The sequence below is a fragment of the Thiocystis minor genome (assembly GCF_016653465.1).
Lineage (GTDB): Bacteria > Pseudomonadota > Gammaproteobacteria > Chromatiales > Chromatiaceae > Chromatium > Chromatium minus.
This window is the reverse complement of record NZ_NHSQ01000110.1, coordinates 48,667-73,370: the sequence shown is the minus strand read 5'-3', so window position 1 is coordinate 73,370 and position 24,704 is coordinate 48,667. Positions and strand designations below refer to the sequence as shown.

Here is a 24,704-nt window from a genome sequence, read left to right as displayed (position 1 = left end):
GACCCCTTCAAGAGACGTCTTCCAGGTCGTTAGGAGTCAGTTCCTGCGACCGAGCAATGCGCTCGCGATCCAGCGCAACGGATCGGCGCCGTCCGGCAGGATCTCGATGGCCGTCAGCGCCTCGCCGATCAGATCGGCCGCCATCTCCTTCGCCTCGGCCAGTCCGACCAGGGCCGGGTAGGTGGCCTTGTCGAGCGCCTGATCGCGCCCGGCGGTCTTGCCGATCTGCGCAGTTTCGCCTTCCACGTCGAGCACGTCGTCCTGGATCTGGAACGCCAGTCCGAGACACTTGGCGTACCGGTCCAGACGCTCGGCGTGGTCCGCATCGAGCGAGCCGTGGGCCAGGATGCCCATCTGCACGGAGGCGCGAATCAGCGCGCCGGTCTTGTGGATGTGGATATGTTCGAGCCTGGCGACATCGAGCGCCTTGCCCTCGGCCTCCAGATCCAGCGCCTGACCGCCGACCATGCCGCGCGAGCCGCTGGCGCGGGCCAGATGCTCCACCATCGCGATCCGGATTCGGGCATCCAGTCCGGTGGCCTCTGCAAGCGCCTGGAAGGCCAGGGTTTGCAGCGCATCGCCGGCGAGGATGGCGGTTGCGTCGTCGAAGGCGCGGTGACAGGTGGGGCGTCCGCGGCGCAGGTCATCGTCGTCCATCGCCGGGAGATCGTCGTGGATCAGCGAGTAGGCGTGGATGAATTCCACCGCGCAGGCGGGACGGTCGAGCCGGGCGGGATCGATGCCGAGCGCCTCGCCGGTCGCGTAGGTCAGCAGCGGACGGATGCGCTTGCCGCCGCCCAGCACCGAATAACGCATGGCCTCGTGCAGGCGCAGAGGCGGTACGCTGGCGCGCGGCAGAAGTTCGTCGAGCGCGGTTTCGAGACGCGCCTGACAGCGTGTCCGGTAGGTGTCCAGTTGGTTATGGGTCATGGGGCTCGAAAGGTTCTGGCTCGGCCTCGGGCCGGGCATCGGTGAGAATGCGCACCCGCTGCTCGGCCGTGTCCAATGCCTGCTGGCAGACGCGGGTGAGACCGATGCCGCGCTCGAAGGCCGCCAGCGAGTCCTCGAGTGTCATCTCACCCTTTTCCAGGGCATCGACAACGCTTTCCAACTCGTTCAGGGCCTGCTCGAAGGATGGCGGGGGCGGGGTGGCTGGTTTTTTCATTGGCTTCTGGATCGGGCTTTAGGCGGTACGGTAGCCTAGCTGGGTTGAGCGGTCAAACCAACACGGTCCAATCCAGACATTCTGCCTGTTTAGCGGCTGTAAGGTTTCGTTTTGCGGAGGACGACCGATCTGAGGTTCCCCCGAAATTTCGTCTTCCAAGGGTGACGTCAACTAACGTTCACACTGGAGACGATGATGCAGAAGATCCCGAAGCAGGAGTGCACCGCCGCGTTCAAGGCTCAGGCGGTCAAGCGCGTCAAGGATGGCAAAACCGTTGGCACCGTGGCCAAGGAGATGGGTTTGGTCGAGCAGACCTTGCGCAACTGGGTCAAGGCGTCCGATGCTGGCATGCTCGATGGCGCGGGTACCCGGAAGGTCACGCCGGAGGAGATGGAGCTGTCGCGTCTGCGCGCGGAGGTGATCCGCCTCAAGCGCGAGGTCGACAGCTTAAAAAAAGCGACGGCAGACTGCGCGAAGGAGGCGCTGTGAAGTCTGCCTGGATTGACGCGCAACGCCAGGCGTTCGACCTCGCTGCGATGTGTGCGGTGCTGGCCGTCAGCATCAGCGGCGATCGCGCCTGGAAACGTGGTGGTCACCCGGAACGCCGATGGCTCACGGCTCCACAGATGAGCGTTCTGATTCAATCCATCCATACGGCATTCCAGGGTGCCGACGGCAGCCCGCGCAGGGTGCGCGAGCGGCGCGCACGGGGCTTTCCAGCCAGCAAGGCGCTGGAGCGCCTCATGCGCGAGCACGGTATCCGTGCCCGCCACCAGCGCCGTGACAAGGTCACGACCGATTCCAAACACCCGTTGCCGGTGGCCGACAACCGGCTGAAGCGCGATTTCGCCCCCGTCGCACCGAATCCGGTGTGGACGGCCGACATCACCGACCTGTGGACCGATGAAGGCTGGCTCTACCTGGCCATGGTGCTGGATCGAGTCAACCGCGAGGTGGTCGGCTGGTCATGAAAACCGCGCATGACAGCGGAGCTCGTGACCGATGCGCTGACCATGGCCGGGTTCCGGCGCAAGCCGGCGCCGGGGCTGATTCACCACTCCGACCGGGGTCGCCAGTCCGCCAGCCACCTGTTCCAGGACAAGCTGAGCGAAGACGCCATGGTCTGCTCCATGAGCCGCAAGGGAAACGGCTGGGACAATGCCCCCACCGAGAGCGGGTTTAATCGCTTCAAGCACGAGCGGGTCTTTGGCGAGCGCTTCGCGACGCGCGCGGCGATGACGACCATGGCGTTCGAGTCCATCAAGGTGTTCGACAACCGCAAACGTCTGCACTCAACGCTCGGCGATACCGCCCCGGTCCAGTTCCTGAAAGACTGGATCAGCACCCAGCAGGGAGAAAAGCAGGTAGCATGAGCCCCCTTCCTTGGAAGACGAAAAACCGAGGGAACCTCAGTAGGCCAGCGCGGGCGGGAGGTACGGTTGTCAATCCGAAACGTTATAGAAGGAATGCTCTCTCCATGACCGGCAATTACGATGCCTCTGCCATCGAGGTTCTGATGGGCCTCGATCCGGTGCGCAAGCGCCCCGGGATGTATACCGATACGACTCGTCCCAATCATCTGGCTCAGGAGGTGATCGATAATAGCGTCGATGAGGCGCTGGCCGGCCATGCCCGCGCGATCTCGGTGGTGCTGCATGCCGACGGCTCGCTGGAGGTCAGCGACGACGGGCGCGGCATGCCGGTCGACATGCACCCGCAGGAGGGTCTGCCGGGGGTCGAGGTGATTCTGACCAAGCTGCACGCGGGCGGGAAATTCAACACCGACAACTACCGTTTCTCGGGCGGTCTGCATGGCGTGGGCGTTTCGGTGGTCAACGCGCTTTCGCAAACGCTGGAGGTCTGGGTCAAGCGCGGCGGTCACGAATATCGCATGGCCTTTGCGGGTGGGGTCAAGACCAGCGATCTGAGTCAAATCGGTACGGCTCCACGGGGTAAAAGCGGCACCCGACTGCGTTTCTGGCCCGACCCTAAATATTTCGATACCCCTAAATTCGCCATCCGTCCGCTAGTCCATCTGCTGCGGGCCAAGGCGGTGTTGTGTCCGGGGCTGGAGGTGCGCTTTCTCGATGCGGCGAGCGGGGAGGAGCAGGTCTGGTGTTACCGCGACGGTCTCAGGGATTATCTGACGCAGGAGCTGAATGGGGCCGAGACGATCCCCGCCGAACCCTTTGTCGGCGATCTGGCGGGCACGAACGAAGCGGCGAGTTGGGCATTGGCCTGGCTGCCAGGCGCCGGCGAACCGATTGCCGAGAGCTATGTCAATCTAATCCCGACCGTGCAGGGCGGCACCCATGTCAACGGTCTGCGCAGTGGGCTGACCGAGGCGGTGCGTGAGTTCTGCGAGTTCCGCAACCTGCTGCCGCGCGGGGTCAAACTGGCGCCGGAGGATGTGTGGGGACGTGTCAGCTATATCCTGTCGGTGAAGCTGATCGAACCGCAGTTTTCCGGTCAGACCAAGGAGCGGCTGTCCTCGCGCGAGTGCGCGGCCTTCGTCTCCGGCGTGGTCAAGGATGCCTTCAGTCTCTGGCTGAATCAGCATGTGGGGGAGGGGGAGCGGATCGCCGAACTGGCTATCGGCGCGGCCCAGACGCGGTTGCGCGCCGGGCGCACCGTGACCCGCAAGAAGATCACCCAGGGGCCGGCCCTGCCCGGCAAGCTGGCGGATTGCACCGCGACCGATCCCGAGCGCGGCGAACTCTTTCTGGTCGAGGGCGATTCGGCCGGCGGTTCGGCCAAGCAGGCGCGCGACCGCGAGTTTCAGGCGATCCTGCCGCTGCGGGGCAAGATCCTGAACACCTGGGAGGTCGATGCCAACGAGGTACTGGGCTCGCAGGAAGTCCACGATATCGCGGTCGCCATCGGCGTCGATCCGGGCAGCGACGATCTCGGGCGGCTGCGCTTCGGCAAGGTCTGCATCCTGGCCGACGCGGATTCTGACGGCGCCCATATCGCAACTCTGTTGTGTGCGCTGTTTCTGCGTCATTTCCGGCGCCTGGTGGCCGAGGGGCATGTCTATGTCGCGATGCCGCCGCTGTACAGGATCGACGTGGGCAAGCAGGTGTACTATGCCCTGGACGACGACGAAAAACGTGGAGTGCTCGACCGTATCGCGGCCGAGAAGGTCAAAGGCAAGGTCAATGTCCAGCGCTTCAAGGGGTTGGGCGAGATGAATCCGTCCCAACTGCGCGAAACCACCATCCATCCGGATACCCGACGCCTGGTGCAACTCACGATTGAAGCCGATGACGACAGCGACAATCTACTCGACATGCTGCTGGCCAAAAAGCGCGCCGCCGACCGCCGCGGATGGTTGCAGGAAAAAGGCGATCTGGCCGAAATTTAACCAAAAATGACTTAAAGCGCATCAGTCGCAACGTTTGTTGATTTTCGCGTTGCTATCAATCGCCGCTTTGATCGGCTAGCCCAGTGAGTTTCCAGAGCCGACTCAGATCTGCGCGCAGGGATGCGACTTCTTCCTCAAGCGCTTCGATCCGGCTGTCTTGAGCCGCAAGGACCGCCGGCGATTCCGTTCTTGGTTCAACGCTGGCGAATTCCTCTGCCTGTGGCTGACCGCACAGCAGATGCGCGTAGCGTTCCTCGCGCTTGCCGGGCGATCTCGGCAATTCGACGACGAGCGCATGGTCTCGCGCTGCCATGCCCTGCAGGATTGCCGAGACCTGATCCAAGTCCGCGAAATCAGCCATGCGTGCCGTGTTGGTGCGCAATTCGCCGAGCGTTTGCGGTCCACGCAGTATCAGAATACACAGTAATGCCTGTTCCTGGCGACTGAGGAAGAAGGTTCCGACCATCTTATGATCGAAGCGTTCTGAACGCCCCGAGAGGCTGGCATGGATCAGACCTCGATCGCGTAACCGGTTGACGGCATGCCCGACTTCGCCCGGAGTCAGATTCATCACGGGATGACGGGCGCTTTTCTGGTTGCAGGCGCTCACCAGGCTGTTCAGTGTCAGTGGATACTGATCCGGCGTTGTGCGTTGTTTCTCCATCAGGCAACCAATGATGCGCGCCTCTGCCGGATTCAGCAGCGCATCTGGAGCATCGGTCTCTTTGGTGTTCATGGTCGTTTCGTTCTCTCTGACGATGCGCTAAAACAGCTTTGATAGAAGGTCTATCCCTCAGATGTTTCGGTGCGTGGAATCCGCTTGTTCCAGCCAGCGGTAAATGGTATCGAAGGTAACGAGTGCGCCAGCGATCACCTCGTCCGGCAGCAGTGTCCCATCGGTGCTGAAAGTCTCCAGCGCGGTGGAAAAACGCTTCCAGTGCGTGGACGTTTGCTCGCCATGGAAGTCCAGAAAGGATGCAGAACCAAGTTTGGCTCCCAGGATTCGACGCAAGTGTCTGGCAATCGTCCGTCCGCCCAGGGTCGCACCTTCCAAGACATAGAGACCGCCAACGATGGCACTGGTGCCGCGAGTCTCGAAGTACCGCGGATCCCGTTCGGCGATCATTGCAGGCGCCTGGCCGGCTTGTTCTTCCAGGTCGCGAAGCAACATGGGCAACTTAGGACGCACCCCTAAATGCTCGCGCAGGGCATCGTCAAGACCCTTGAACAAAGCCGTTTCCACGACGATATAGATGCCAGAGATGACATGGAGATAGCGCCTGTAGTCGTCTTGGGTTACCTCCCGAGAGGTCAGGCGGAGCATGATTGGCAATCGTTCGATCGCGGCATGCGCATCGGCGGTTGCTCCACGCAATTTAACAGCCAGGTCAACGCTTGGTTTATCTTGTAAAAGAGCGGTTAGTTGGTCGAGATTCGACATCTGCTGGTCCCTAAACTCATTGCTAACGCAGTTGGAATTTCAACGATTCTGGATCGTCTAATGGGCTATTTTGAGACATTGCTTCCGGACGGAATTTCCGCGAGCATCATCAACGTCATCGGGACTCTCCCAATGAAGAAAAGTGCAAGTGTGCTAGACTTTTTCGGATATCCGAGGCCAGATCACGAGTCAATTTTAGTGAGCCGAAGAGGATGACGTTGCGATGTCCAAGCTTGTCAATGGAAGTCTTCCTTTCGGTCCACCGCTTCTGATTGCCGGGTCGAGTCGCAGCGGTACTACATGGGTGCTTGACGTTCTCGCAACCACTTATGAGTTGCGGCCGATCTTCGAGCCACTGCATCCCGGCGCGGTGAAGGCGGCGAGACACTATGCTTGGAAGTACGTGCCTCGGGATTCCGATATCCCAGGAATGGAGGAATTTTTTCTCCGCATTTTTTCGGGAGATCTGTCGAGCTTGTGGACAGATTTTCGTGTGCCGCCGTGCGATATATTTCCTAGGCTTTCTACGCTCGATCGAGTGGATGCGTTCAAAAAGTTGTTTAGAGAGTGGCAGCGCGCCATCGCTCAATATAGAACTTGTCGAACTTGGCGGTCAAGAAACCACGTTATTGTAAAGTGTATTCGGGCAAATTTATTGCTGGGCTGGTTGGTGAGTAGGTTTAACGCGAAAGTGTTGTTGCTCGTAAGGCATCCAGGTGCCGTGGTGGAGTCGAAGCTGCGTCTAGGGGGGGTATCATGGGATCCGTCCAGAATATTAAGCACATATCGAAACGATGAGAACCTGCGTCATTTAAATAATGGACAATATACTGAGTTGTTGAGTCAGGATCTTACGAAAGCTCAGGCACACACATTGATATGGTGTATCGAGAACCAATTACCGCTCTCCGATTCAGAAAATAATGGCTACCTGGTCGTCTATTATGAACATCTTGTAGAGACAGGTGTTCCAGAGTGGGATCGGATGACTCGGTTTTTTGATTTGCAGCATGTCGAATGGGACAGGAGATTAATTTTAAGTCCGTCGCAGCAGGCGTCGCCGGATTGGCGGAACACGTCGTTGCCCGTAAATTTACACAGTAAATGGCTTGATCGAATTGCTCCACAGGATTTGCGTGAAGTCGACGAGATACTGAAAATGACTGGCGTGACGAACTACGATGCCTATAGTCCCTTGCCTAATAATCGTCCGTCGACTTGAATCTCTAGAGAGCGTTCAATAATTTACTTTCCGTAGAGGGATCTTCATTGTCAAAACCTATGTTTGTCCTGGGCATCAGCCCCTCTTCGCAGACTGACTACAAACTCACCCTTTACAAAGGTACGGACGATCTTGCTTCCCTGTTTGATGCGTGGCGTGAAATTGTGGCTGGCATCGATGATGCGTCCTTTATTCAGTCGCCAGATTGGTTAGGCTCATTCCTCAAGAGCGATCCAAGTGCGTCGGAAAATTTTGTCGCCATATTAATCACAAATAAAAATGCACCAGTTGGCGTTTTCCCCCTCGAGTATTTGAAGCAAAAAAGGTTCGGTCTGAATCTGGGCGTTTGGCGCGTATTCTGGTCGAATAACGATATGGGGTTAAGTGATTTTGTATTTGCTCAGAAGCCGCAGAATCAGGTTTTATTGGATTTGGTTACTGATTTCCTGCGAGCGACTAGCCCGAGATCCTTCGATCTCATGCTCCTGCAAAACGTGGCGGAAGACAGTGCGATCGCATATTCAATGCATTTTCGCAGTCCTGCATGGTGCGTTAGTGTTTACCATCATGACAGTAAATATATTCGATGTAAAAATAGCTACGATGAATCAACTTCCGGTCTTACGGCGAAGTACCGACGTAACAACCGAAGAAAATTAAAAAATCTGCAGCAATTAGGCACTGTCAAATTCACATCTGCTCGCAACCTCGCAGATTTGAAATCCGCATTTGACGACTTTGTAAATATAGAAGCTTCAAGCTGGAAAGGCCATGCTGGAACCGCGCTTCGATATGACGATGAGCGACGAAGATTTTACGAAGAGTTACTCGCTAGGTTCGGGGTGACAGGTCAATGTGCGATTGATGTCTTGACTCTCAATGGGAGGCCCATTGCTGCCCAGTTCGCGATTATTTCTGGCACCACTTACAATCTATTAAAAATTGGCTATGATAGTACTTTTAGTGCGCAAAGCCCTGGAGTTCTGCTGCTGGATTGGGCCTTGCGCGAATATTCTGGGCATCCTACGATAAGACGAATCAGTTTTGTAACCGGGGCTCGCTGGAACGATGACTGGGATCCCTCTAAACAGGCCGTATTTGATCACTATCTGTACAAGCCAACAGTGAAGGGCGGGGTTGCCTTTCTCATAGAGAGGCTAAAACAGAGAGTCAAACCGCTATATCTGCGCTATCTTGAATCTACAAAGAACAGGAGTTGACTGTTTTAAAGATTTTTAGAACTATAAATGGCCTAACTGAACGCAAATATTTTGTGCTTCAGAAGGAATGTCGGTCAATGCGTTTTATCGTGCGGGCAAGCAAATCATCTAACTTGCATGCAAGCGCATCAAAGCAAAAACTCAGGAATTGCGGGGGGTATCTGTGTTAGCCACTTATAAGAAAACGGGAATCAGGTTTGCCTTTTTGGCCATGCTAACAGGCATGGCAATAACAGATCTGCAAGCTGCGGAAGTAAGCGCTGTCGATGCCGGATACAAACTTCGCGCCGGCGATATCGTTAATGTATCGGTTTGGCAGGAACCTGGCCTTGAGCAATTGGTGCTTGTACGGCCGGATGGAGGGATATCGTTTCCCCTTGCTGGCGATTTGAAGGCTGAAGGTTTGACCGTCGATGAGTTAGGGAAAAGCCTTAAGTCTAAGTTGACGCGATATATACCAGATCCTGTCGTCACGGTCACGCTTCAGGAGATTCCGGGAAATCGTGTCTATGTGGTTGGGCGCGTCAATAAGCCAGGCGATTTCCCAATTATTTCGCGTGATTTAACTGTGATGCAGGCAATCTCCATCGCAGGTGGGTTATCGCCATTCGCGAAAGAAAAAAAGATTAGAATTCTACGGCAAATCGATGGTAAGGAGCAGTCATTTCCTTTCGATTACAAGCAGGCTATTCGTGGCGAAGGGCTGTCACAAAATATCAGGCTCCAACCCGGTGATGTTGTCGTTGTGCCTTAATTTGCAATGGACATGAATTCTACAAAGAATGCCTTTATCCGGTCTCATCCAGGCGCCTCAGCCTTTTTGGTGCTTGGTGTGATGGCGGTCAATTCCCCCGCTATCAGCGACGACATCCTTCAACATCCTTGGACATTTGAGCCTGGCGCTCGTCTGAATCTATTCTACGATGATAATGTCCGCCTAAGCGTGGATGATCCAGAGGCTTCACTTGGTGGATTAGCTGTGATCTATGGATCTTTAGCAAAACGAACCGAGAAGAGCAACCTAGAATTAAGAGCAACGGTTGATTCAAGGTATTACGACGGGAGCAGTGAGCTTAACACAACGGATGGTGCGCTCGATCTTGTCTATGGTTACCGTATGAGTCGAGTGAGGTTCGGTTTGGGATCCAGATTTCGCTATGACTCTACGCTGACAAGCGAAGATGAGGCAGATACCACCGGCTTAGTGCAAGCGAATAAGCGGCGTAGCAGTATCGAAGTCACACCTTCATTGGGGTACGACCTTTCTGAGCGCGCAAGGGTAGATGCAATCTATACGTTCCAGGATGTCTCCTACGAGGATGCTGAGAACATACTGCTCTCGAATTTCCAAAATTCACGACTTGGTCTCAACACAGAGTATGATCTGAGCGAACGGAGTCATTTACTTGGCCAAATGAGCTATGAGAAATATGAATCGGAAGAGGTAAGCGAAAGTTCTGATAGCTATGGAATCCAAGCAGGTATCCGATTCCAATTATCAGAGCGCACAATGCTGAGTGCACTTGGAGGTGCACGTTTCGCCGAAATAAGAAGTAATGGAACAGGACAAAGCGGTACTGAAGATGAGAGCAGTAGTGGTCCGCTGCTTCAGGTCGACCTTGATCGGCGCTACGAACGTGGTGGATCACTTCGGGTCTCTGTGGAACGATCCCTGTTACCAAGTGGTCGAGGTTCGTTGTTAGATACAACGAGGGCTACAGTAAGCGTCTCCAGCCCGATTACCGAGCGACTTACCTCAAGTCTCACCGCGCGAGGTGTTCGTAACAGGAATCCAGGCGGTGAAGTCAATGTAAACAATCGAGATTATTTATTTTTGTCTCCAGCATTACGATGGAAGTTAAGTGAATCATCCTGGTTGGATTTAAGCTATCAATATCGCTGGCAGGATCGCGATGTCGTGAATGGAATTGCGGATTCGAATGCAGTGTATTTCGGCTACGGGTATGATTGGGGACGAAAATAATCCAAACCGCCATTCTTGTATGAGACTTTTCCCTTGTGTCCCTCTATCACTAATCGATAGTGTTGGATACAGTTGAAAATATAAACTAAATGGTGCATGTAATGGACGAGCAATCAAAGTCCCGCAGTGAAATATTTGCAATGCTTAAGCGACGCAAGTGGTATTTTTTTATTCCCTTTTTTTTATTCTTGGTTTTTAGCGTTGGGTTTGCATACACCCTGCCTCCTGTTTATCGATCAACAGGTAAAATATTAATTGAGCAGCAGGAAATCCCGACTGATCTGGTCAGCTCGAACATCACCAGTTACGCGGACAATCGAATCTCCTTAGTACAGCAACGCGTAATGACGGGATCAAACCTGATCCAGATTATGGATAAGCATAAACTTTATGAGCAAGTACGCCGGGAACAGGGGGACTCTGCGGCATTAACGCTCATGAAAAACGCAGTCAACATGGAGCTTATTAGTTCGAAAGTCGTCGATTCTCGAACTGGTCGTGCAGCAGAAGCAACGATCGCTTTTACTATTTCGTTTGATGCCGAGTCCCCTCAGATTGCACAGTCTGTTGCTTCCGATCTTATTGCCCTTTACCTTGAGGAAAATCAGAAGATCCGTCAGAAGGTTACTCAAGACGCAAAACTTTTCGTTCAGCAGGAAGCTACAAGACTGGCCGATGAGATTGGAAATCTTGAAGAGAAGTTGGCTGCATTTAAAGCGAATTCTGGAGATAGTCTCCCTGAGATGATGGATTTCAACCAGGAGTCTTTGCAGCGAACCAAAGAAAGACTTCGTGAAGTAGAGCAATCGATCGTTTCATTGACGGAGAGTTCTATTCTTCTGCAAGGAGAATTGGCTCGAACGGATCCATACAGCAGACAAGTCTCGGCAAGCGGCGAACGTATCTTGACAGCAAGTGAACAGCTAGCTGCGCTAGAGTCAAAATATCTTGCACTTTCCTCGCGGTATTCCGCGGAACATCCAGATTTAAAAAAATTAGACCGTGAAATTCGCGCGCTGCGGCAGGATGTGCTGCGTTCAAATGGCTCACGTGACGATGCCGGCTCATTAGGATCAGCTTTGATCAAAGATGCAGACAATCCAATTTATATACAGATTCGAACGAGACTCACGGCGAACGAGGCAGAGCTTAACTCACGAAAAAAAACACGTGCTGAGTTGCTCGAACAAATTGCCTTGTATGAAAGAAGAATAGCTGCATCGCCATCGATTGAACGAGAATATCTTTCAATAACGCGCGATTATGAGTCTGCCTTGGCTAGATATCGAGATATTAAAACAAAATTAAGCGAGGCAAAACTCGCTGAAGCATTGGAAACAGAAAGTAAGGGGGAGCGATTTACGCTGATTGAAGCACCTGTTGTTTCGAGTGAACCTTTCAAGCCAAATCGGCCTGCAATGATCTTTCTTGGCATGGTTTTGGCTTTTGGGGCAGGGATCGGAAATATGACACTACGTGAAGCATTTGATAAAGGAATTTACGGAAGCCGTCGATTAGAAACTCTTACTGGTACTGCGCCTCTTGCAGTCATTCCTTTTATTGAGACGGCCGCGGATCGTGAGCATCATGGTCAGAAACGCAAGCAATTCATTATTGTTCTGGCTGGCACCGCGATTCTAGGATTGCTATTTATGCATATATTTCTATTTCCCCTGTGGTAGCCTGATAAAAAATATTATCCATTTCATAACTAGGGTTTGTATTCATGGATCGTATAAAGAAAGCACTGGAAAAAGCGCGCGAAGCCCGTTTTTCGCTTGAACCATATAGCTCGAAGAGCCAACCTGCGACCATGATAGAGCCGAATACCGGTTCTATCAATTCATCATTATTGAAGCATAAGAATATTGCAGTCGAAAGCGCTCGGCTTGAAGCCCACCGCATATTCCTTGAGGGTGGGGGGAATGGCAATGTGGAAGGTGCCTTTAAAATGTTGCGCACTCAGGTTTTGCAAAAAATGAAGACTAGCGGCTGGTCAACCTTGCTGGTGACGAGTCCTAATTCAGGCAACGGAAAGACTGTAACGGCAATCAATTTGGCAATCAATCTCGCCAGACAAGCGCACCAGTCTGTGTTATTAGTGGATTTGGATCTGCGACATCCATCGATTCGGACGTGTTTCACTGATGACCCTATTCCGGGTATTAGCGATTATCTGGTCGGTGATGTGCCAATAACAGATATTATCTTCAGTCCTAATATTGAAGGCTTATTGGTTCTTCCAGGTCGAGAAGCTTTTTCGCATTCTTCCGAAGCGCTATTACTTCCAAAGATGCTGAATTTGATGAGCGATCTCAGGCGAAGGTATGCCGAGGGGATTCTGGTTCTTGATATGCCGCCAGTACTTCCGGTTGATGATGTTGTTGCTTTTTCGCAATACTGGGACACAGTGCTCCTCGTTATTGAGGAAGGTCGAACGACAGCAGAAGATATACGTAGAACATACGAGATGCTCAAGGATAAACCGATACTCGGAACCGTGCTTACGAAGTCGAATGAAGGGGGAATTTGTTATGACTACTAATTCTCTATCGCTACGCTGATTTCCGAATCTCAAAAAATAAAAGCATGGATCTGTCTTCTGCGCAGTGGATTCAAATGAATGCAGCAGCGGTCATTGCTGTATTGTCTTTTATATTTATTTATTTTTTGCCTGCCAAGTTTGTAGTCGTTACATTGATATTAATCATACCATTCCAGATTATTGGTTCAAGGTATGGTTCGCTTACAATTTATTTGATTTATTTGGTAGCGTTTGTCTGGGTTTTGCGTAATCAGTTTCGAGAATTTCCATTCATAGGATATGTCGGATTTATATTTTTTGCGTATGCGCTTTCACTTAGTCAGGTATCGTCGATAACATTAAAAGATCATTTGTTTTATCTTTTTTTAATAGGATCGGATTTTTTGATTTTTTATATTGTGTATAATTATTTTCGGAAAAACATGGATGTTCGACATTTTCTATACCTGTTCCTGATTACGAATGGCTTGGTATTGCTTTATAGCGTTGCGCAACTCGTTGTGGGGCTTGATGAAAACTCTCCATTGGTTAGTGGTGAGATAGGTTTGCGCCCTGCGCGGGAAGATGGACGTCTCAGTGGCCCGTTTGGAACTGTTGGGTTAACTGCCGAATATATGGTAATCGCGGTATTTATAACGGGGTATGCGCTATGGACGCTGAAATTCAGTCCGCTTCTTAGGCTGATGTTATTTTTTATGATCATGGGAAATTTTTCAATGATGATCGCGACTGGTAATAGAGGGGGTATATTTACTTTAGTTTGCGGTAGTATATTGTTTCTTTTCTTGTTTCGGAAAGAGATGGGCGGTCGTGGTGTGCTTTTAAGTCTTGGTGGAGCCGGGGTTGCGTTTGCTCTTTCATCTATTGTAATCATTAATTATACCGATTTTAATAAGTTGTTTGATCGCTTGGCGCAAACGAAAATTGAGGAAGGCGTTCCAGATTCGCGAAGTAAAGCATGGCCACAAACTTTAGAAAATATACAGAAAAAGCCTATTGTTGGTCATGGACCACAATTAAAACTCTCGGATAAAACCTACTTACAACCAGGTGCACCTAAGCCTGTCATGTGGCCTCACAATCTTTATCTTTTCCTCGCCTATACGCTAGGCTTTATTGGATTAATCGCATACTTGGCTTTTTTAATGCGTATCGCCTGGAGTTTCCACGAGGGGATGAGTAGAACCCCTAGGGGTAGTCTAGTTGAGGACGGTTTCGCTAGACTTGCGATTATCGTGATGACTGTATTTCTAATCGATCAAATTAAGGTCGAGTTTCTTAGGTCGGAGTCGACTGAGTATCAACATTTCATCTTTATGATTTGGGGCGCGCTTGTTGCGTTGGCGAGTAAGAATTTTTTGGTGCCTAGCGAGACTAACGATCATATCCCTGAATTAATCACTCATTAAGTTTAATCAAAATTAATTCCATTAGATATTAAAATGACCTCGCAGATGCCGATTAAAGTTCTTTTTATCGTGCCATCTCTACGTCGTGCCGGTGCAGAAACTCAGGTCGTTAATCTTGTTAACCGACTCGATGTAAACCAATTCGAGAAGCATCTCTTGGTTTTTGAAAAGGAATTAGATCTGATAGACCGGCTAAATCGGGATTATGTGAGATTTCATCATGTCTTGCGTACTCGGAGGTGGTTTGATTGGAATCTCGTCTTAATGATATCGCGTGTTATCAATGTCGAAAACATTGATGTTCTACATTGCAGTTCACCATTTTCTGCTTTTTGGGGGTGGCTGGCGAGCAAGCTTTCAGTACGTAAGCCCCCAGTAATTGTTGCAATACATACAACTATCAGTCGTGGTTTAAAAGAGGAGTTGCAAAATAGGATTGTTTATCAATGGATACTTCGTCGGTGTGACTCAATAGTATTCGTTTGTAAGCAGCAAATGGAATATTGGCGTGAAAGATATCATTTTTTAGAGAGTATCTCTGATGTAATTTACAATGGTGTCGACACTGATTGTTTCGAACCTAATGCATTCACTGATGACGGACGATTATTCAGACAAAGGTATGGGATTCCCTCTTATGCAACTGTCCTCACTTGTATAGCCGGTTTTCGCCCCGAAAAGGGTCAGCACCTTCTTGTCGATGCCTATGCATTAATCGGGAATACGAATATCTTTATTGTTTTTGCCGGCGATGGACAAACTAGAGACAAAATCCAAGATCAAGTACATGCCTATGGCATCGGAGATCAATTTCGTTTTATGGGTGAAATAACCGATGTGCGACCTGTATTGGCCGGCACCGATTTATTGATATTGCCTTCTACTGCTGTAGAGACTTTTTCCATGGCTATGCTGGAGGCACTTGCCATGGAGACTCCTGTATTAGCATCTAATATAGGAGGAATGTCTGAGGCGGTCATCGAGGGAAAAACAGGAAGCTTATTTCGGTTAGGAGATATTGAAAATCTAGCCAGCAAAATTAACGCTCTCGCGTTTGATCAGTCTTTTTTACAGGAGATGGGTAAAAATGGACGAAAGCTCGTCGTCAGTCAGTTTCGTGAGGATCAAATGGTAACAGCAATAGCTGATCTACTCAGGCGCGTTGCCGCTGGCAGATCTACGCCCGTGTGCTGTAGTGATACTGATACAAGATGAAGCGTTTTAGGTTATTCGTATCTTTTCATGCATCTTAAATCCATGACGAAGTTACCTGATCTTGCTTTTATCTATGAGTTCGATTTCTATACGCCGATTTACCCATGTTCCTATGCTGCTTTCTTGATTAGGTTCAACTTTCATTTCACTTTTTCCCCGACCCTCGTATTCCAACTGTTCGATTGGGATTCCGAGTTCCGAAAAGTAATCAGCAACGGCTTTTGCACGCTTGCCAGATATTGACTGATTCAGCGCAATGCTTCCAGAACTGTCTGTGTGAGCAATGATTTTTACCTGTATTTTATGAAAATTCTTTAGGATGTTTGCGATCTGGGAAAGCGTTTTTTTAGCTGCTGGTTCTAGCTGGGTGCTTCCGTCTTGGAATTGGACAAGACTGCCTAAGTTGGCGGATAGATGTTCCGGAGCATGTCTCTGAACCGATTCAGCTAACTGACGCAATTGGTTTTCCAGATTGTCTATCGGCAAGGTTTCATTGAGCTCATTTTTAGTCAAGAGATCGGGAGATATTTTTCCCTGATTCTCGGTTGCGGAATGCGTCGATAAGTCTTGTTGAGTCTTCAATTCCGAAGTTGATAGCGTCCCAAGCGTATATTGTTGTTTGGTCATTATCATGGAAGGAGATTCCAAATACGTTTGCTTGCGGTCGATATCGTTGCGTGCAGTAGAGTCTGCTTCGATTGTTGGATTTTTAATATTTTGAGTAATATTCGTAGTCTCTGTTGTGCTTTCAATGTACGGCTTTAACAAAGTGGAAATTCTTATTCTAATATTTTCGTTAATCGGCGAATCGCCGAACCAGATTGCTGCGAATCCGAGGGAAGTCACCGTTAAAATTACACTCATGATCGGTAGCAGTCGGTTAGACGATGAATTGGTTGGTTGCTGAGTACGCCGATCAGTTTCCAGAAATTTCTTGTAAGATGCCGATTGTGATTCGTGGTCTCGCTGCTGCGGAAATTTCGCATTTATGGCGCTCTGTTTTCGATTCAAAGATACGATGCCGCCATGAATGCCGGATAGTGATGCCACCGCTTTTTCTTGAGGCGGTATTCCAATTGGTATTGGATCCTGCGTAGAGGTACTAAGGCTTTTCCGGGTAGGAATGAGAGGGGCGGGCGGTGCTATCCCCAGGATTAATGGTGGGTTCGATTCCTTTTCGCTTTCTTTTGACGCATGATCAGAGGTTGAACGCTCGGGCGTTTCCATCTGTGTATTCTGATCGTGTGCAGGGTTTCTATCACTGGAAGCATGACTGGCAACCGATGGTGTAATCGCGACCGCGTTAGAGTTCGCATCTATCGACGTTGCTGCCGCGCTGCCGATCGTAGGCTTGTCTATTTCGGGCTTTTTATGATCGCTTCGTTTGTTGTCGATCTTGATGATGAGGTTCGGCATATGAATCCGAATAAGTTCATCAATTGATTGACTTGTAATAAATTCCTCGCCGGATCCATATGCGTAAACAAGGGCTGTATCGCAAATAAGATTGATAACCCTTGGTATGCCTTTGCTGTAGTGATGAATGGCTTCGCAGGCATCGTGACTAAATATCTCGTGTGTTCCGCCTGCGATTAAGATGCGGTGTCGGATATAGCTTTCTGTTTCCTTTGAACCAATTCGTCCGAGGTGGTATGAAGAAGCAACTCTCTGAGCGAACTGTTCGAGATCGGGATGACGAAGAAGATCGCGTAATTGTGGTTGACCTAGCAGCATCAATTGCAGGACAAGATCTTTGTCAGAATTGATATTCGATAGTAAACGCAGTTCTTCAAGCGTCTCGATACCGAGATTCTGAGCTTCATCAACGATCAGAAGTACGCGTTTGCCTTTTGCATACTTGTCGATAATAAAGTCGACTAGCGCCTGATATTTTTCGAGCTTTGTTGCATTACTCATATGAATATCGAGTGCCATACAAACCCAATCCATTAGGTCGCCAAGCGATTGATGGGTGTTTGAAATCAGCCCTACGGTGTAGCTGGCGTCGAGCTTCGTCAACAAGTAGCGCATCAGCGTGGTTTTGCCCGAACCGATTTCACCAGTGAGAATGATGAAGCCGGCTTGGTTTAATAGTCCGTACTCAAGCAGTGTCAGCGCCTGCTGATGCTGATCGCTCATAAACAAAAAACTAGGATCTGGCAGAAGCGAGAAAGGTTTTTCGCGAAGGTCAAAAAAAGATTCGTACATTTTAAAATCCTTCTTGTATTTAAGGTCGCAACATCTAACAGATAGAATAGGCTAATTTTTATATAATGATAGCAGTCTAAATAGACATTACATCATTTGCATGAGAAACAGGCATTGCGTCAGGGTGAATCAAACTAAAATGAATACAAACTCAGGCGACAAGAAGAGTAAAAAAAACAATCGAGCCACTCATCAGATTAAGCGGATGATTGGTAGGGTATTACTAGGCGTACCCATAAAGCGAATCGTAACCTCGAATCACGTTTGGATTGCTGCATTTCACCGCGTGGATAATCTCGAATATCCCGATCAACTAACCTGTGGAATCGAAGCGTTCGCTGATTATTGCAAATTTTTTGCGCATGCGTTTCGAGTTGTTCCTCTGTCCCAGCAACTTGATGAGCTTGGCCGCAAGTCATCGGGTGGGACGCTCTCGATTACATTTGACGATGGTTATCGCGATAACTTCGAAAATGCGGCCCCCATCCTTGAGCGTTTCGGGCTTCCGGCAACCTTTTTTGTCGCTTCTGGATTTATCGGAACCAATGATGTCGCTTGGTGGGATGAGGCCTTGCCTAAAACTCCAGGTTGGATGGATTGGAATCAGGTTCGATCACTGCGCACACGGGGCTTTGAGATTGGCTGTCATACTGTCACGCACGCAGACCTCGGACAAATTTCATCGGCATCCGCTCTTGATGAAGTTACCCAGGCTCGTCAGCGATTACAAACCGAACTCGGGATAGACATCGACCTCTTCGCCTATCCTTATGGGGGCAGGAACAACCTGAGCAGTGACAATCGAGCAATTGTAAAAGAGGCTGGATTTCGCTGCTGTCTCTCCTGCCATGGGGGCGTGAATTCAATTAACTCCGACCCTTTTTATCTTCGCCGTATTCCGGTGAACTCCTATCGTGGGGAGACGGCGGATGACATCGCTTATCATTTTATTTGGAATCTTGCACATCGGAACTCGCTGTGATGAGAGAGCGAGTTTTCTCAGGAGCCGCAGATTGCTTGTCGTCCTGGAGGCGGTTTAGTTGACAGTAAACCGCTTTAGAAACTCCGTCACGATGGCAACGAATGCTTCTGGGGACTCTTCTTGTGGAAGATGGCCGCATTGGGGAATCATCTCAAGCGTAGCCTCGGGCAATTCTGCTGCCAAGCGCCGGCTTTCTTCGGGCTTAACCGCCCGATCATGTTCGCCGGTCACCACGAGGGAAGGGACAGCCAAGAATGGCAGGCGTGCCTCCAGTCCGAGATGCCGTGTGGCCAGAAACAACTCGAAGAAGGCCTGGTCCCAGTGTCCAATCATGAACTCGGCTTTATAGGCGGCCAGTTCCTCGTCCGAAAAACGCTCCTGTCGGAACCAGAATTTGCGCAGTGCCTTGTCATAGAGCTTGCCGATCATGAATTTCATCAGACGCGAAAACATCGGCCGCGCTGCCTTCATGACGGCCAGCATAGGGCCAGGCACCTCGCTGGTCGCATAGCCGCTGTAGATCATGGCGCCGACCAGCACCAGACCCTGGATCTTCGCGGGATGACGCAGCGCAGTCAGGAGCGCAATCGTGCCGCCGGTGGAGTTACCGATCAGGATCGCGCGCTCGAATCCCAGTTGTCCGATCAGCGCGGCGACCAGATCGCTTTGCGCTTCCGCGCTATAACGTGCGCCGCCGCCGTCTTGCGGGAGCGGGCGTGAGGTCAGGCCGAAAACCGGGCGGTCGAACGCGACCACCGTCGCCTGCTCGGCTAGCGGTTCCATGACTCGTCTCCAGGAGCGCAGACTCAGGAAACTGCCATGTAGCAGCAGGATCAGTGTCGGACCGGTTCCGGCGCGTTTGTAATGAACCCGGAACCCATTGCAGTCCAGAAACTGGCTGTCGGCATCGGCGAGTTGATTCTGTAAGGCGGTGAATGTATCCATGAGGAGGTGGAATGCCTGCGGTCGATTCAGTGACATCCAAGATACTCAATCCTTCCGCCGCATGCCACAGAGTCCGTTAAACTGCGTTCGGCATGCCTCGCCCGAGCCAACAAGCGTCGGAGTCGACGCGGTTTAATAATGAGGCGGTGGCGGTTCCGCCCGCGCGGTCTCCGAGTGCATGTCTGGCAGGGCGGCGATGCGCGCGCGCAGTTGATTCATCTCTTGTTGGAGCCGCGAAAGTTCTCCCTGCTGACGTGTGACGATGAGATTGAGTTGCTTGATGTCGTCGTCCTGATAGGTCAGACGCATCTGCAGATCGGCGATGGCCGCGAGGATGGGGCTTGCGGCATCGGTTGGCTCTGTCATCTTCGGCGACATCAGAGAAAAAAGAGAATCGTGACGTAATGACTGATACTGCCGGCTAACACGAATAGGTGCCAGATGCCATGACACCAGGGGTAGCGGTCGTCCAGGACATAAAAGACGATGCCGACGGTGTAGAAGAGTCCGCCCGCCAGCAGCCACCAGAATCCGCCGGGGGGGAGTGCGGCGATCAGCGGATCCAGGGCGAAGAGCACCAGCCAGCCCATGCCGACATAGATGAAAATCGCAAGGATCCGCGGACCCTTGCGGGGCAGCGAATCCAGGACGATGCCGATCAGCGCCAGGCCCCAGACGGCGCCGAACATCCACCAGCCCGTGGCGCCTTGCAGGGCCAGCAGGGTGAAGGGGGTATAGGTGCCGGCGATCAGCAGATAGATGGCATGGTGATCGAGCGTGCGGAAGATCCGTTTCGCGCGCCCGCGCAGGCTGTGGTAGAGGGTCGAAAAGAGATAGAGCAGGAACAGCGTGACCCCATAGATGCTGAAGCTGACGATCCGCGGCGCGCTCCCTTCCGCGCTCGCGAGGGTCACCAGGACGGTCGCGCCGATCAGCGCTAGAACGGCGCCGACAAGATGCGAAATGCTGTTGAAGCGTTCGCCGTCGTACACTTCGAATTACCTCGCGGCGGTCTTTTGCCCGTTCAGGAGCCAGTCCCGTACCCGATTGGAATCGCCCAATGGGGTGAGTTTTCCCGAGCCGTTCAGCAGTACGATATAGAGCCGCCGGTCGGCGATGCGGGTCTGCATGACGAGACAGCGGCCAGCCTCGTTGATGAAGCCCGTCTTACTGATTTCCACGTTCCAGTCGGGGTTGCGGACCAGCGAATTGGTATTGCGGTACAGCAGCGCTCGGCCATCGGCGAAGGGATGGAGCGTCATTTCGCCGGTGGAGGTGGTCTTGCGAATAAAGGGATAGGTGGCGGCCGCCCGGACCATCTTGACCAGATCCTCCGCAGAGGAACGATTCTGTCCGTTGAGTCCGCTGGAGTCGGCAAAATAGGTGTCGTACATCCCGAGCGATTTTGCCTTGCGGTTCATGGCCTTGACGAAGGCCGGCGTGCCGCCACGGAAGGTGGTGCGTCCCAGGGCGTGGGCGGCGCGATTGTCCGAGGACATCAGGGCCACCATCAGGAGTTCGCCGCGCGTCAGGTTGGCCTTGCCGATCATGAGTCGGGAACTGCTGTTGCGCAAACGGTCACGGTCGTCCTCGATGATGCCGATCCGGGTACTCAGCGGGACGCCGGCGTCCAGCACCACCATGGCCGTCATCAATTTCGTGACCGAGGCGATGGGTTTGATCTGCTGCGCATTTTTGGCGTAGATGCGATTGCCGCGCTCGTCGACCACCAGCGCGCTGGCGGACTGAAGATGAAGTCCGGGGGGATTCCGATGGGATAGGCTGTCTTGGCGGTACAGTTCGCGCGCCATGGACAGGATTTCCGAGGGATCGCGATCGTCGATGCTGGTTCGATTGCGTGACTCGGGTGAAGAGTAGGTCCGCGAGACGATCTCGGGTTCGCTGCGTTCGGGCGCAGCGCAGGCGCCGCCGCTCAGAACCAGTGGACCCAGGAGCATTGCCGTCAGGAGTATCCGGACCATGCCACCGGGCCAGTCTCCAGCAAGGGCTTGGGGCAGGGATCGCAACACGCGCAACCTGGACATGACGGCGGCCTCTCTTTTAGTTTGGCTCGATAAAAATAAGGGTTGATTATCGCATAGCCCCATGGACGCGCGCGCCCTGGGTTTTGTTTGTTCATTCTCAATTGCTGGCCGATGGTCCATCTCCCGATACAATCGGCGGGATGCCGCACTCCTTCGAGGTCCGCTTCATGTCCGCTTCCCACGGGAAAAACTGGCCGAATCGCTGGCGCGATCTGCGTCAGGCGCTGGCGGATCCGCGCGTGGACGACGCAAGGCTCCGGCTTGCGCTGGACGAGGCCCGTCTGCGCCATCCCCTGCCGGTGATCTGGCTGATCGGCAAGACCCAATCCGGCAAGACATCGATCGTTCGCGCGCTCACGGGCAGCGCTCAGGCCGAGATCGGCAACGGTTTTCAGCCCTGTACCCCAACCCTGCGTCTCTATGACTTCCCGACCGAGGCGCCAGTGGTGCGCTTTCTCGACACTCGCGGGCTGGGCGAGGTGGACTACGATCCGGCGGAGGATCTGCGTTTCGGCGAGTCCCGGGCGCATCTGCTGCTCAGTGTGATGAAGGCGACCGACAGCCATCAGGAGGCGGTCTTCGAGGTGCTGCGCGCGGTGCGCCGGCGGCATCCCGAATGGCCGCTGATCGTCGCCCAGACCGGGTTGCATGAGGCCTATCCCCTCGACTCCAATGGCGGGGTGGACCATCCGTGGCCCTATCCGTTCGCGCGCGAGCCCTGGCCGGCGTCGGTTCCGCTCGATCTCGCCCGCGCCCTGCGGATTCAGCGGGATCTGGCGGGCAAGCTGCCGGGTGCGGCGCCGGTGTCCTGGGTGCCGGTGGATTTGACCTTGCCGGAGGATGGCTACGAACCTCCGGACTATGGTCTGGAGGCGCTGTGGCAGGCGATCGAGACGGTCTCGACGCTGCGTCTGCGGACGCTCCTGCTCGGCGACGCCGCGGTTCGCGATGTCTATGCGCGGGCGGCGCATCCGCACATCGTCGGCTATGCGCTGACGGCGGCCGGAATCGGCGCCTTGCCGGTGGTCGATCTGATCGGCGTGCCGGCGATCCAGGCCAAACTGCTGCACAGTCTGGCGGCCATCTATGAACAGGTGTGGGATCGCCGGGCAATCGCTGAATTCCTGGGTCTGTTGGGGACCGGCATCGGGGTCGCTTATGGCGCGCGGGTCGCGGGGCGGGCGCTGGTCAAACTCGTGCCCGGCGTCGGACAGACAGTCGGCGCGGTCTGGGGGGCGAGCGCCAGCGGGGCAACGACCTATGCGCTGGGCAAGGCAGCCGGTTTCTATTTCGATCATCGGAATCGGGGTCTGGCGACCGAGGCGCGGGCATTGCGCCGGGTCTTCGCCGAGCAACTGTCGAGAGGTTCGGAAATTTTACGGGACAGAATCCGCGCGGGACGAACATGAACGCACTCTTCGAACGGATCGATCGCTGGTGGCTGGCGGCCCTGTTGCTCTGGACGGTGCCCTTCGTGGCGCTGTTGCCGCTCGGGATGCTCTGGCTCCGTCAGGAAGGCGTGCTGCTGGTCTGGCTCACCGCGCTGGTGGTCTTCAGCGCGACGGGCTATGGCGTACAGTTTTGGCTGAGACGACGCGGGCAGGTTGGTGTAGCGGTCGGGCAAACCCAGCCCAACCCGGACTGGCCCCCGGACGCAGACGCGGCCTGGGCGCTGGTCGAGGCATTCGCCGGGAGCCTCGAACCGGACGACTGGCCGCTAGGTGACGGTCAGCAGTTAGGAATGCTCGCCCAGCGGACCCTGGAGAAGGTCGCTGGCCATTACCATCCCGACGTGGACCGCCCGCTGCTGGAACTGACCCTGCCCCATGCGCTGCTGATCGTCGAGCGGGCCAGTCGCGACCTGCGCGACACGATCACCGAAAATATCCCCTACAGTCATCGTCTCACGGTCGGGTCGCTCGTCCGCGCCTATCGCTGGAAGCCCTTCGCGGATCGGCTACTCGGACTCTATCGCGCCGGACGCTGGGTCATCAATCCGGCCAACGCCGTGCTGAACGAGGCATGGACTCATCTGCGCGGGCGCGGGTATGCGATGGCGCAAAAAGACCTCGCGCGCTGGCTGTTGCAGGAAGCTGTGCGCAAGGTCGGACGCTACGCCATCGACCTCTACAGCGGACGCCTGTTGTTGACCGACGAGGATCCCGTGAGTCGGGCGACCGAAAGCTCGGTCAAAGATTTGGCCGTCGCCGCCGAGACCGAGATCAAGGATGCTCAGGGTCCAGCAGGCGAGCCGCTGCGGATTCTGGTGCTGGGCCGCGCCAATGCCGGCAAGTCGAGCCTCGTCAACGCACTCTTCGGACAACTGCGCGCGGCCACCGATCTGGCGCCCGAGACCACGCGGGCGCTGACGCCCTACCGTCTAGAACGCGAAGGGCTGGAGATCGCCCTGATCCTCGACGCGCCCGGCGTGGAACGGCTCGCGTACAAGAGTCTGCACGAGGCGGCGAACGCGGCCGACCTGATCCTCTGGGTCAGTGCCGCGCACCGTCCCGACCGGCAGTCCGAGCGCCAGACCCTGGACGCGCTACGCACGGCGCAATCCGCGCGGGTCGGACGCCGCCCGCCGCCGCTGCTGGTGGCGGTCACCCACATCGACCGTCTGCGCCCCCTGCGCGAATGGCAGCCGCCCTATGACCTCACCGATACGCGCAACCTGAAGGCGATGAGCATCCAGGCCGCGGTGACCGCGCTCGCGACCGATCTTGAAGTGCCGATCGCCAGCGTGATCCCGGTCTGTTTGGCCGAGGGACGGGTCTACAACGTCGAGGATACGCTCTGGGCCGCGCTGCTCGACCAGATGGAACGCGCGCAGCGTGCGCGGCTGTTGCGCTGTCAGGACGAGCGCCGCCGCAAGGAAAACTGGATGCTGCTGCGCCGCCAACTCGCCAATGCGGGGCGGTTTCTGCTGGCTCTGCCAGGGCGGTTGTAGGGGCCAGGA

Annotated in this window: 21 protein-coding genes and 1 pseudogene; 13 read left to right on the top strand and 9 right to left on the bottom strand. The window is 53.6% G+C overall.

The genetic code is table 11. The features are described from left to right. Positions 1-36 precede the first annotated feature (36 nt). Both ispA and CCR95_RS15730 read right to left on the bottom strand, forming a co-directional pair. Positions 37-930 (bottom strand): (2E,6E)-farnesyl diphosphate synthase, encoded by an 894-nt coding sequence (gene ispA / locus CCR95_RS15735; protein ID WP_201096068.1) that lies wholly within the window; start codon positions 928-930, stop codon positions 37-39. Continuing rightward, positions 920-1,165, bottom strand: coding sequence for an exodeoxyribonuclease VII small subunit (locus tag CCR95_RS15730; protein WP_201096067.1), 246 nt, complete (start codon positions 1,163-1,165; stop codon positions 920-922). The genes ispA and CCR95_RS15730 overlap by 11 nt, the downstream gene beginning before the upstream one ends. Positions 1,166-1,360: 195 nt before the next feature. Here CCR95_RS15730 and CCR95_RS15725 point away from each other — a divergent pair. Both CCR95_RS15725 and parE read left to right on the top strand, forming a co-directional pair. Then, positions 1,361-2,538: pseudogene (locus tag CCR95_RS15725) on the top strand (IS3 family transposase). A gap of 104 nt (positions 2,539-2,642) precedes the next feature. Continuing rightward, complete coding sequence (gene parE / locus CCR95_RS15720) at positions 2,643-4,529, top strand: DNA topoisomerase IV subunit B (protein WP_201096066.1); 1,887 nt, start codon at positions 2,643-2,645, stop codon at positions 4,527-4,529. A gap of 55 nt (positions 4,530-4,584) precedes the next feature. Here parE and CCR95_RS15715 read toward each other — a convergent pair whose 3' ends face one another. Both CCR95_RS15715 and CCR95_RS15710 read right to left on the bottom strand, forming a co-directional pair. Continuing rightward, a complete protein-coding gene (locus CCR95_RS15715; RefSeq protein ID WP_201096065.1) occupies positions 4,585-5,265 on the bottom strand; it encodes a YceH family protein in 681 nt (226 codons plus the stop codon). Between the two features lie 57 nt (positions 5,266-5,322). Beyond that, the gene (locus CCR95_RS15710; protein WP_201096064.1) at positions 5,323-5,970 is read right to left on the bottom strand and encodes a biliverdin-producing heme oxygenase; all 648 of its coding nucleotides are present in this window, start codon (positions 5,968-5,970) and stop codon (positions 5,323-5,325) included. Positions 5,971-6,193: 223 nt separating this feature from the next. On the opposite strand from CCR95_RS15710, the gene CCR95_RS15705 reads away from it, so the two are divergent. The 8 genes from CCR95_RS15705 to CCR95_RS15670 all read left to right on the top strand — a co-directional run bounded on the left by CCR95_RS15705 (position 6,194) and on the right by CCR95_RS15670 (position 15,565). Then, positions 6,194-7,192, top strand: a complete 999-nt coding sequence (locus tag CCR95_RS15705) for a sulfotransferase (RefSeq protein WP_201096063.1) — start codon at positions 6,194-6,196, stop codon at positions 7,190-7,192. A 47-nt stretch (positions 7,193-7,239) separates the two neighbouring features. After that, positions 7,240-8,412, top strand: a complete 1,173-nt coding sequence (locus tag CCR95_RS15700) for a GNAT family N-acetyltransferase (RefSeq protein ID WP_201096062.1) — start codon at positions 7,240-7,242, stop codon at positions 8,410-8,412. A 163-nt stretch (positions 8,413-8,575) separates the two neighbouring features. Further along, positions 8,576-9,166, top strand: a complete 591-nt coding sequence (locus CCR95_RS15695; RefSeq protein WP_338115410.1) for a polysaccharide biosynthesis/export family protein — start codon at positions 8,576-8,578, stop codon at positions 9,164-9,166. 12 nt (positions 9,167-9,178) lie between these two features. After that, positions 9,179-10,396, top strand: coding sequence for a DUF481 domain-containing protein (locus CCR95_RS15690; RefSeq protein WP_201096061.1), 1,218 nt, complete (start codon positions 9,179-9,181; stop codon positions 10,394-10,396). 101 nt (positions 10,397-10,497) lie between these two features. After that, entirely contained in the window at positions 10,498-12,078 is a 1,581-nt protein-coding gene (locus tag CCR95_RS15685) for a GumC family protein (RefSeq protein ID WP_201096060.1), read from the top strand. Positions 12,079-12,122: 44 nt separating this feature from the next. After that, positions 12,123-12,941, top strand: coding sequence for a CpsD/CapB family tyrosine-protein kinase (locus tag CCR95_RS15680; RefSeq protein WP_201096059.1), 819 nt, complete (start codon positions 12,123-12,125; stop codon positions 12,939-12,941). A 44-nt stretch (positions 12,942-12,985) separates the two neighbouring features. Then, positions 12,986-14,350 (top strand): O-antigen ligase family protein, encoded by a 1,365-nt coding sequence (locus CCR95_RS15675; protein ID WP_201096058.1) that lies wholly within the window; start codon positions 12,986-12,988, stop codon positions 14,348-14,350. Positions 14,351-14,383: 33 nt separating this feature from the next. After that, the gene (locus tag CCR95_RS15670; protein WP_201096057.1) at positions 14,384-15,565 is read left to right on the top strand and encodes a glycosyltransferase family 4 protein; all 1,182 of its coding nucleotides are present in this window, start codon (positions 14,384-14,386) and stop codon (positions 15,563-15,565) included. Positions 15,566-15,616: 51 nt separating this feature from the next. On the opposite strand, the gene CCR95_RS15665 is transcribed toward CCR95_RS15670, so the two are convergent. Next, on the bottom strand, positions 15,617-17,773 hold the full coding sequence (locus tag CCR95_RS15665) for an AAA family ATPase (protein WP_201096056.1): 2,157 nt from the start codon (positions 17,771-17,773) through the stop codon (positions 15,617-15,619). A gap of 124 nt (positions 17,774-17,897) precedes the next feature. On the opposite strand from CCR95_RS15665, the gene CCR95_RS15660 reads away from it, so the two are divergent. Then, complete coding sequence (locus CCR95_RS15660; protein ID WP_201096055.1) at positions 17,898-18,755, top strand: polysaccharide deacetylase family protein; 858 nt, start codon at positions 17,898-17,900, stop codon at positions 18,753-18,755. Between the two features lie 54 nt (positions 18,756-18,809). On the opposite strand, the gene CCR95_RS15655 is transcribed toward CCR95_RS15660, so the two are convergent. The 4 genes from CCR95_RS15655 to CCR95_RS15640 all read right to left on the bottom strand — a co-directional run bounded on the left by CCR95_RS15655 (position 18,810) and on the right by CCR95_RS15640 (position 21,682). Then, positions 18,810-19,736: an alpha/beta fold hydrolase gene (locus CCR95_RS15655; protein ID WP_242523276.1), complete on the bottom strand. Its 927-nt coding sequence runs from the start codon at positions 19,734-19,736 to the stop codon at positions 18,810-18,812. Positions 19,737-19,832: 96 nt separating this feature from the next. Then, positions 19,833-20,066 carry a SlyX family protein gene (locus CCR95_RS15650; protein ID WP_201096054.1) on the bottom strand — a complete coding sequence of 78 codons (234 nt, stop codon included), beginning with the start codon at positions 20,064-20,066 and terminating at the stop codon, positions 19,833-19,835. Between the two features lie 11 nt (positions 20,067-20,077). Continuing rightward, positions 20,078-20,692, bottom strand: a complete 615-nt coding sequence (gene trhA / locus CCR95_RS15645) for a PAQR family membrane homeostasis protein TrhA (RefSeq protein WP_201096053.1) — start codon at positions 20,690-20,692, stop codon at positions 20,078-20,080. A 6-nt stretch (positions 20,693-20,698) separates the two neighbouring features. Then, the gene (locus CCR95_RS15640; protein ID WP_338115409.1) at positions 20,699-21,682 is read right to left on the bottom strand and encodes a serine hydrolase; all 984 of its coding nucleotides are present in this window, start codon (positions 21,680-21,682) and stop codon (positions 20,699-20,701) included. A gap of 230 nt (positions 21,683-21,912) precedes the next feature. Here CCR95_RS15640 and CCR95_RS15635 point away from each other — a divergent pair, with 230 nt between their 5' ends. Then, the gene (locus tag CCR95_RS15635) at positions 21,913-23,154 is read left to right on the top strand and encodes a YcjF family protein (protein WP_201096051.1); all 1,242 of its coding nucleotides are present in this window, start codon (positions 21,913-21,915) and stop codon (positions 23,152-23,154) included. Next, on the top strand, positions 23,151-24,695 hold the full coding sequence (locus tag CCR95_RS15630; RefSeq protein ID WP_201096050.1) for a GTPase family protein: 1,545 nt from the start codon (positions 23,151-23,153) through the stop codon (positions 24,693-24,695). The genes CCR95_RS15635 and CCR95_RS15630 overlap by 4 nt, the downstream gene beginning before the upstream one ends. Positions 24,696-24,704: the final 9 nt, after the last annotated feature.

What these genes read in the sequence shown, in the direction of transcription:
- CCR95_RS15710 (WP_201096064.1), bottom strand. Translation starts at nt 5,970, where the DNA reads ATGTCGAATCTCGACCAACTAACCGCTCTTTTACAAGATAAACCAAGC.
- CCR95_RS15690 (WP_201096061.1), top strand. Translation starts at nt 9,179, where the DNA reads ATGAATTCTACAAAGAATGCCTTTATCCGGTCTCATCCAGGCGCCTCA.
- CCR95_RS15665 (WP_201096056.1), bottom strand. Translation starts at nt 17,773, where the DNA reads ATGTACGAATCTTTTTTTGACCTTCGCGAAAAACCTTTCTCGCTTCTG.
- CCR95_RS15655 (WP_242523276.1), bottom strand. Translation starts at nt 19,736, where the DNA reads ATGTCACTGAATCGACCGCAGGCATTCCACCTCCTCATGGATACATTC.
- ispA (WP_201096068.1), bottom strand. Translation starts at nt 930, where the DNA reads ATGACCCATAACCAACTGGACACCTACCGGACACGCTGTCAGGCGCGT.
- parE (WP_201096066.1), top strand. Translation starts at nt 2,643, where the DNA reads ATGACCGGCAATTACGATGCCTCTGCCATCGAGGTTCTGATGGGCCTC.
- CCR95_RS15680 (WP_201096059.1), top strand. Translation starts at nt 12,123, where the DNA reads ATGGATCGTATAAAGAAAGCACTGGAAAAAGCGCGCGAAGCCCGTTTT.
- CCR95_RS15685 (WP_201096060.1), top strand. Translation starts at nt 10,498, where the DNA reads ATGGACGAGCAATCAAAGTCCCGCAGTGAAATATTTGCAATGCTTAAG.
- CCR95_RS15730 (WP_201096067.1), bottom strand. Translation starts at nt 1,165, where the DNA reads ATGAAAAAACCAGCCACCCCGCCCCCGCCATCCTTCGAGCAGGCCCTG.
- CCR95_RS15650 (WP_201096054.1), bottom strand. Translation starts at nt 20,066, where the DNA reads ATGACAGAGCCAACCGATGCCGCAAGCCCCATCCTCGCGGCCATCGCC.
- CCR95_RS15675 (WP_201096058.1), top strand. Translation starts at nt 12,986, where the DNA reads ATGGATCTGTCTTCTGCGCAGTGGATTCAAATGAATGCAGCAGCGGTC.
- CCR95_RS15640 (WP_338115409.1), bottom strand. Translation starts at nt 21,682, where the DNA reads ATGGTCCGGATACTCCTGACGGCAATGCTCCTGGGTCCACTGGTTCTG.
- CCR95_RS15630 (WP_201096050.1), top strand. Translation starts at nt 23,151, where the DNA reads ATGAACGCACTCTTCGAACGGATCGATCGCTGGTGGCTGGCGGCCCTG.
- CCR95_RS15670 (WP_201096057.1), top strand. Translation starts at nt 14,384, where the DNA reads ATGACCTCGCAGATGCCGATTAAAGTTCTTTTTATCGTGCCATCTCTA.
- CCR95_RS15705 (WP_201096063.1), top strand. Translation starts at nt 6,194, where the DNA reads ATGTCCAAGCTTGTCAATGGAAGTCTTCCTTTCGGTCCACCGCTTCTG.
- CCR95_RS15715 (WP_201096065.1), bottom strand. Translation starts at nt 5,265, where the DNA reads ATGAACACCAAAGAGACCGATGCTCCAGATGCGCTGCTGAATCCGGCA.
- CCR95_RS15635 (WP_201096051.1), top strand. Translation starts at nt 21,913, where the DNA reads ATGTCCGCTTCCCACGGGAAAAACTGGCCGAATCGCTGGCGCGATCTG.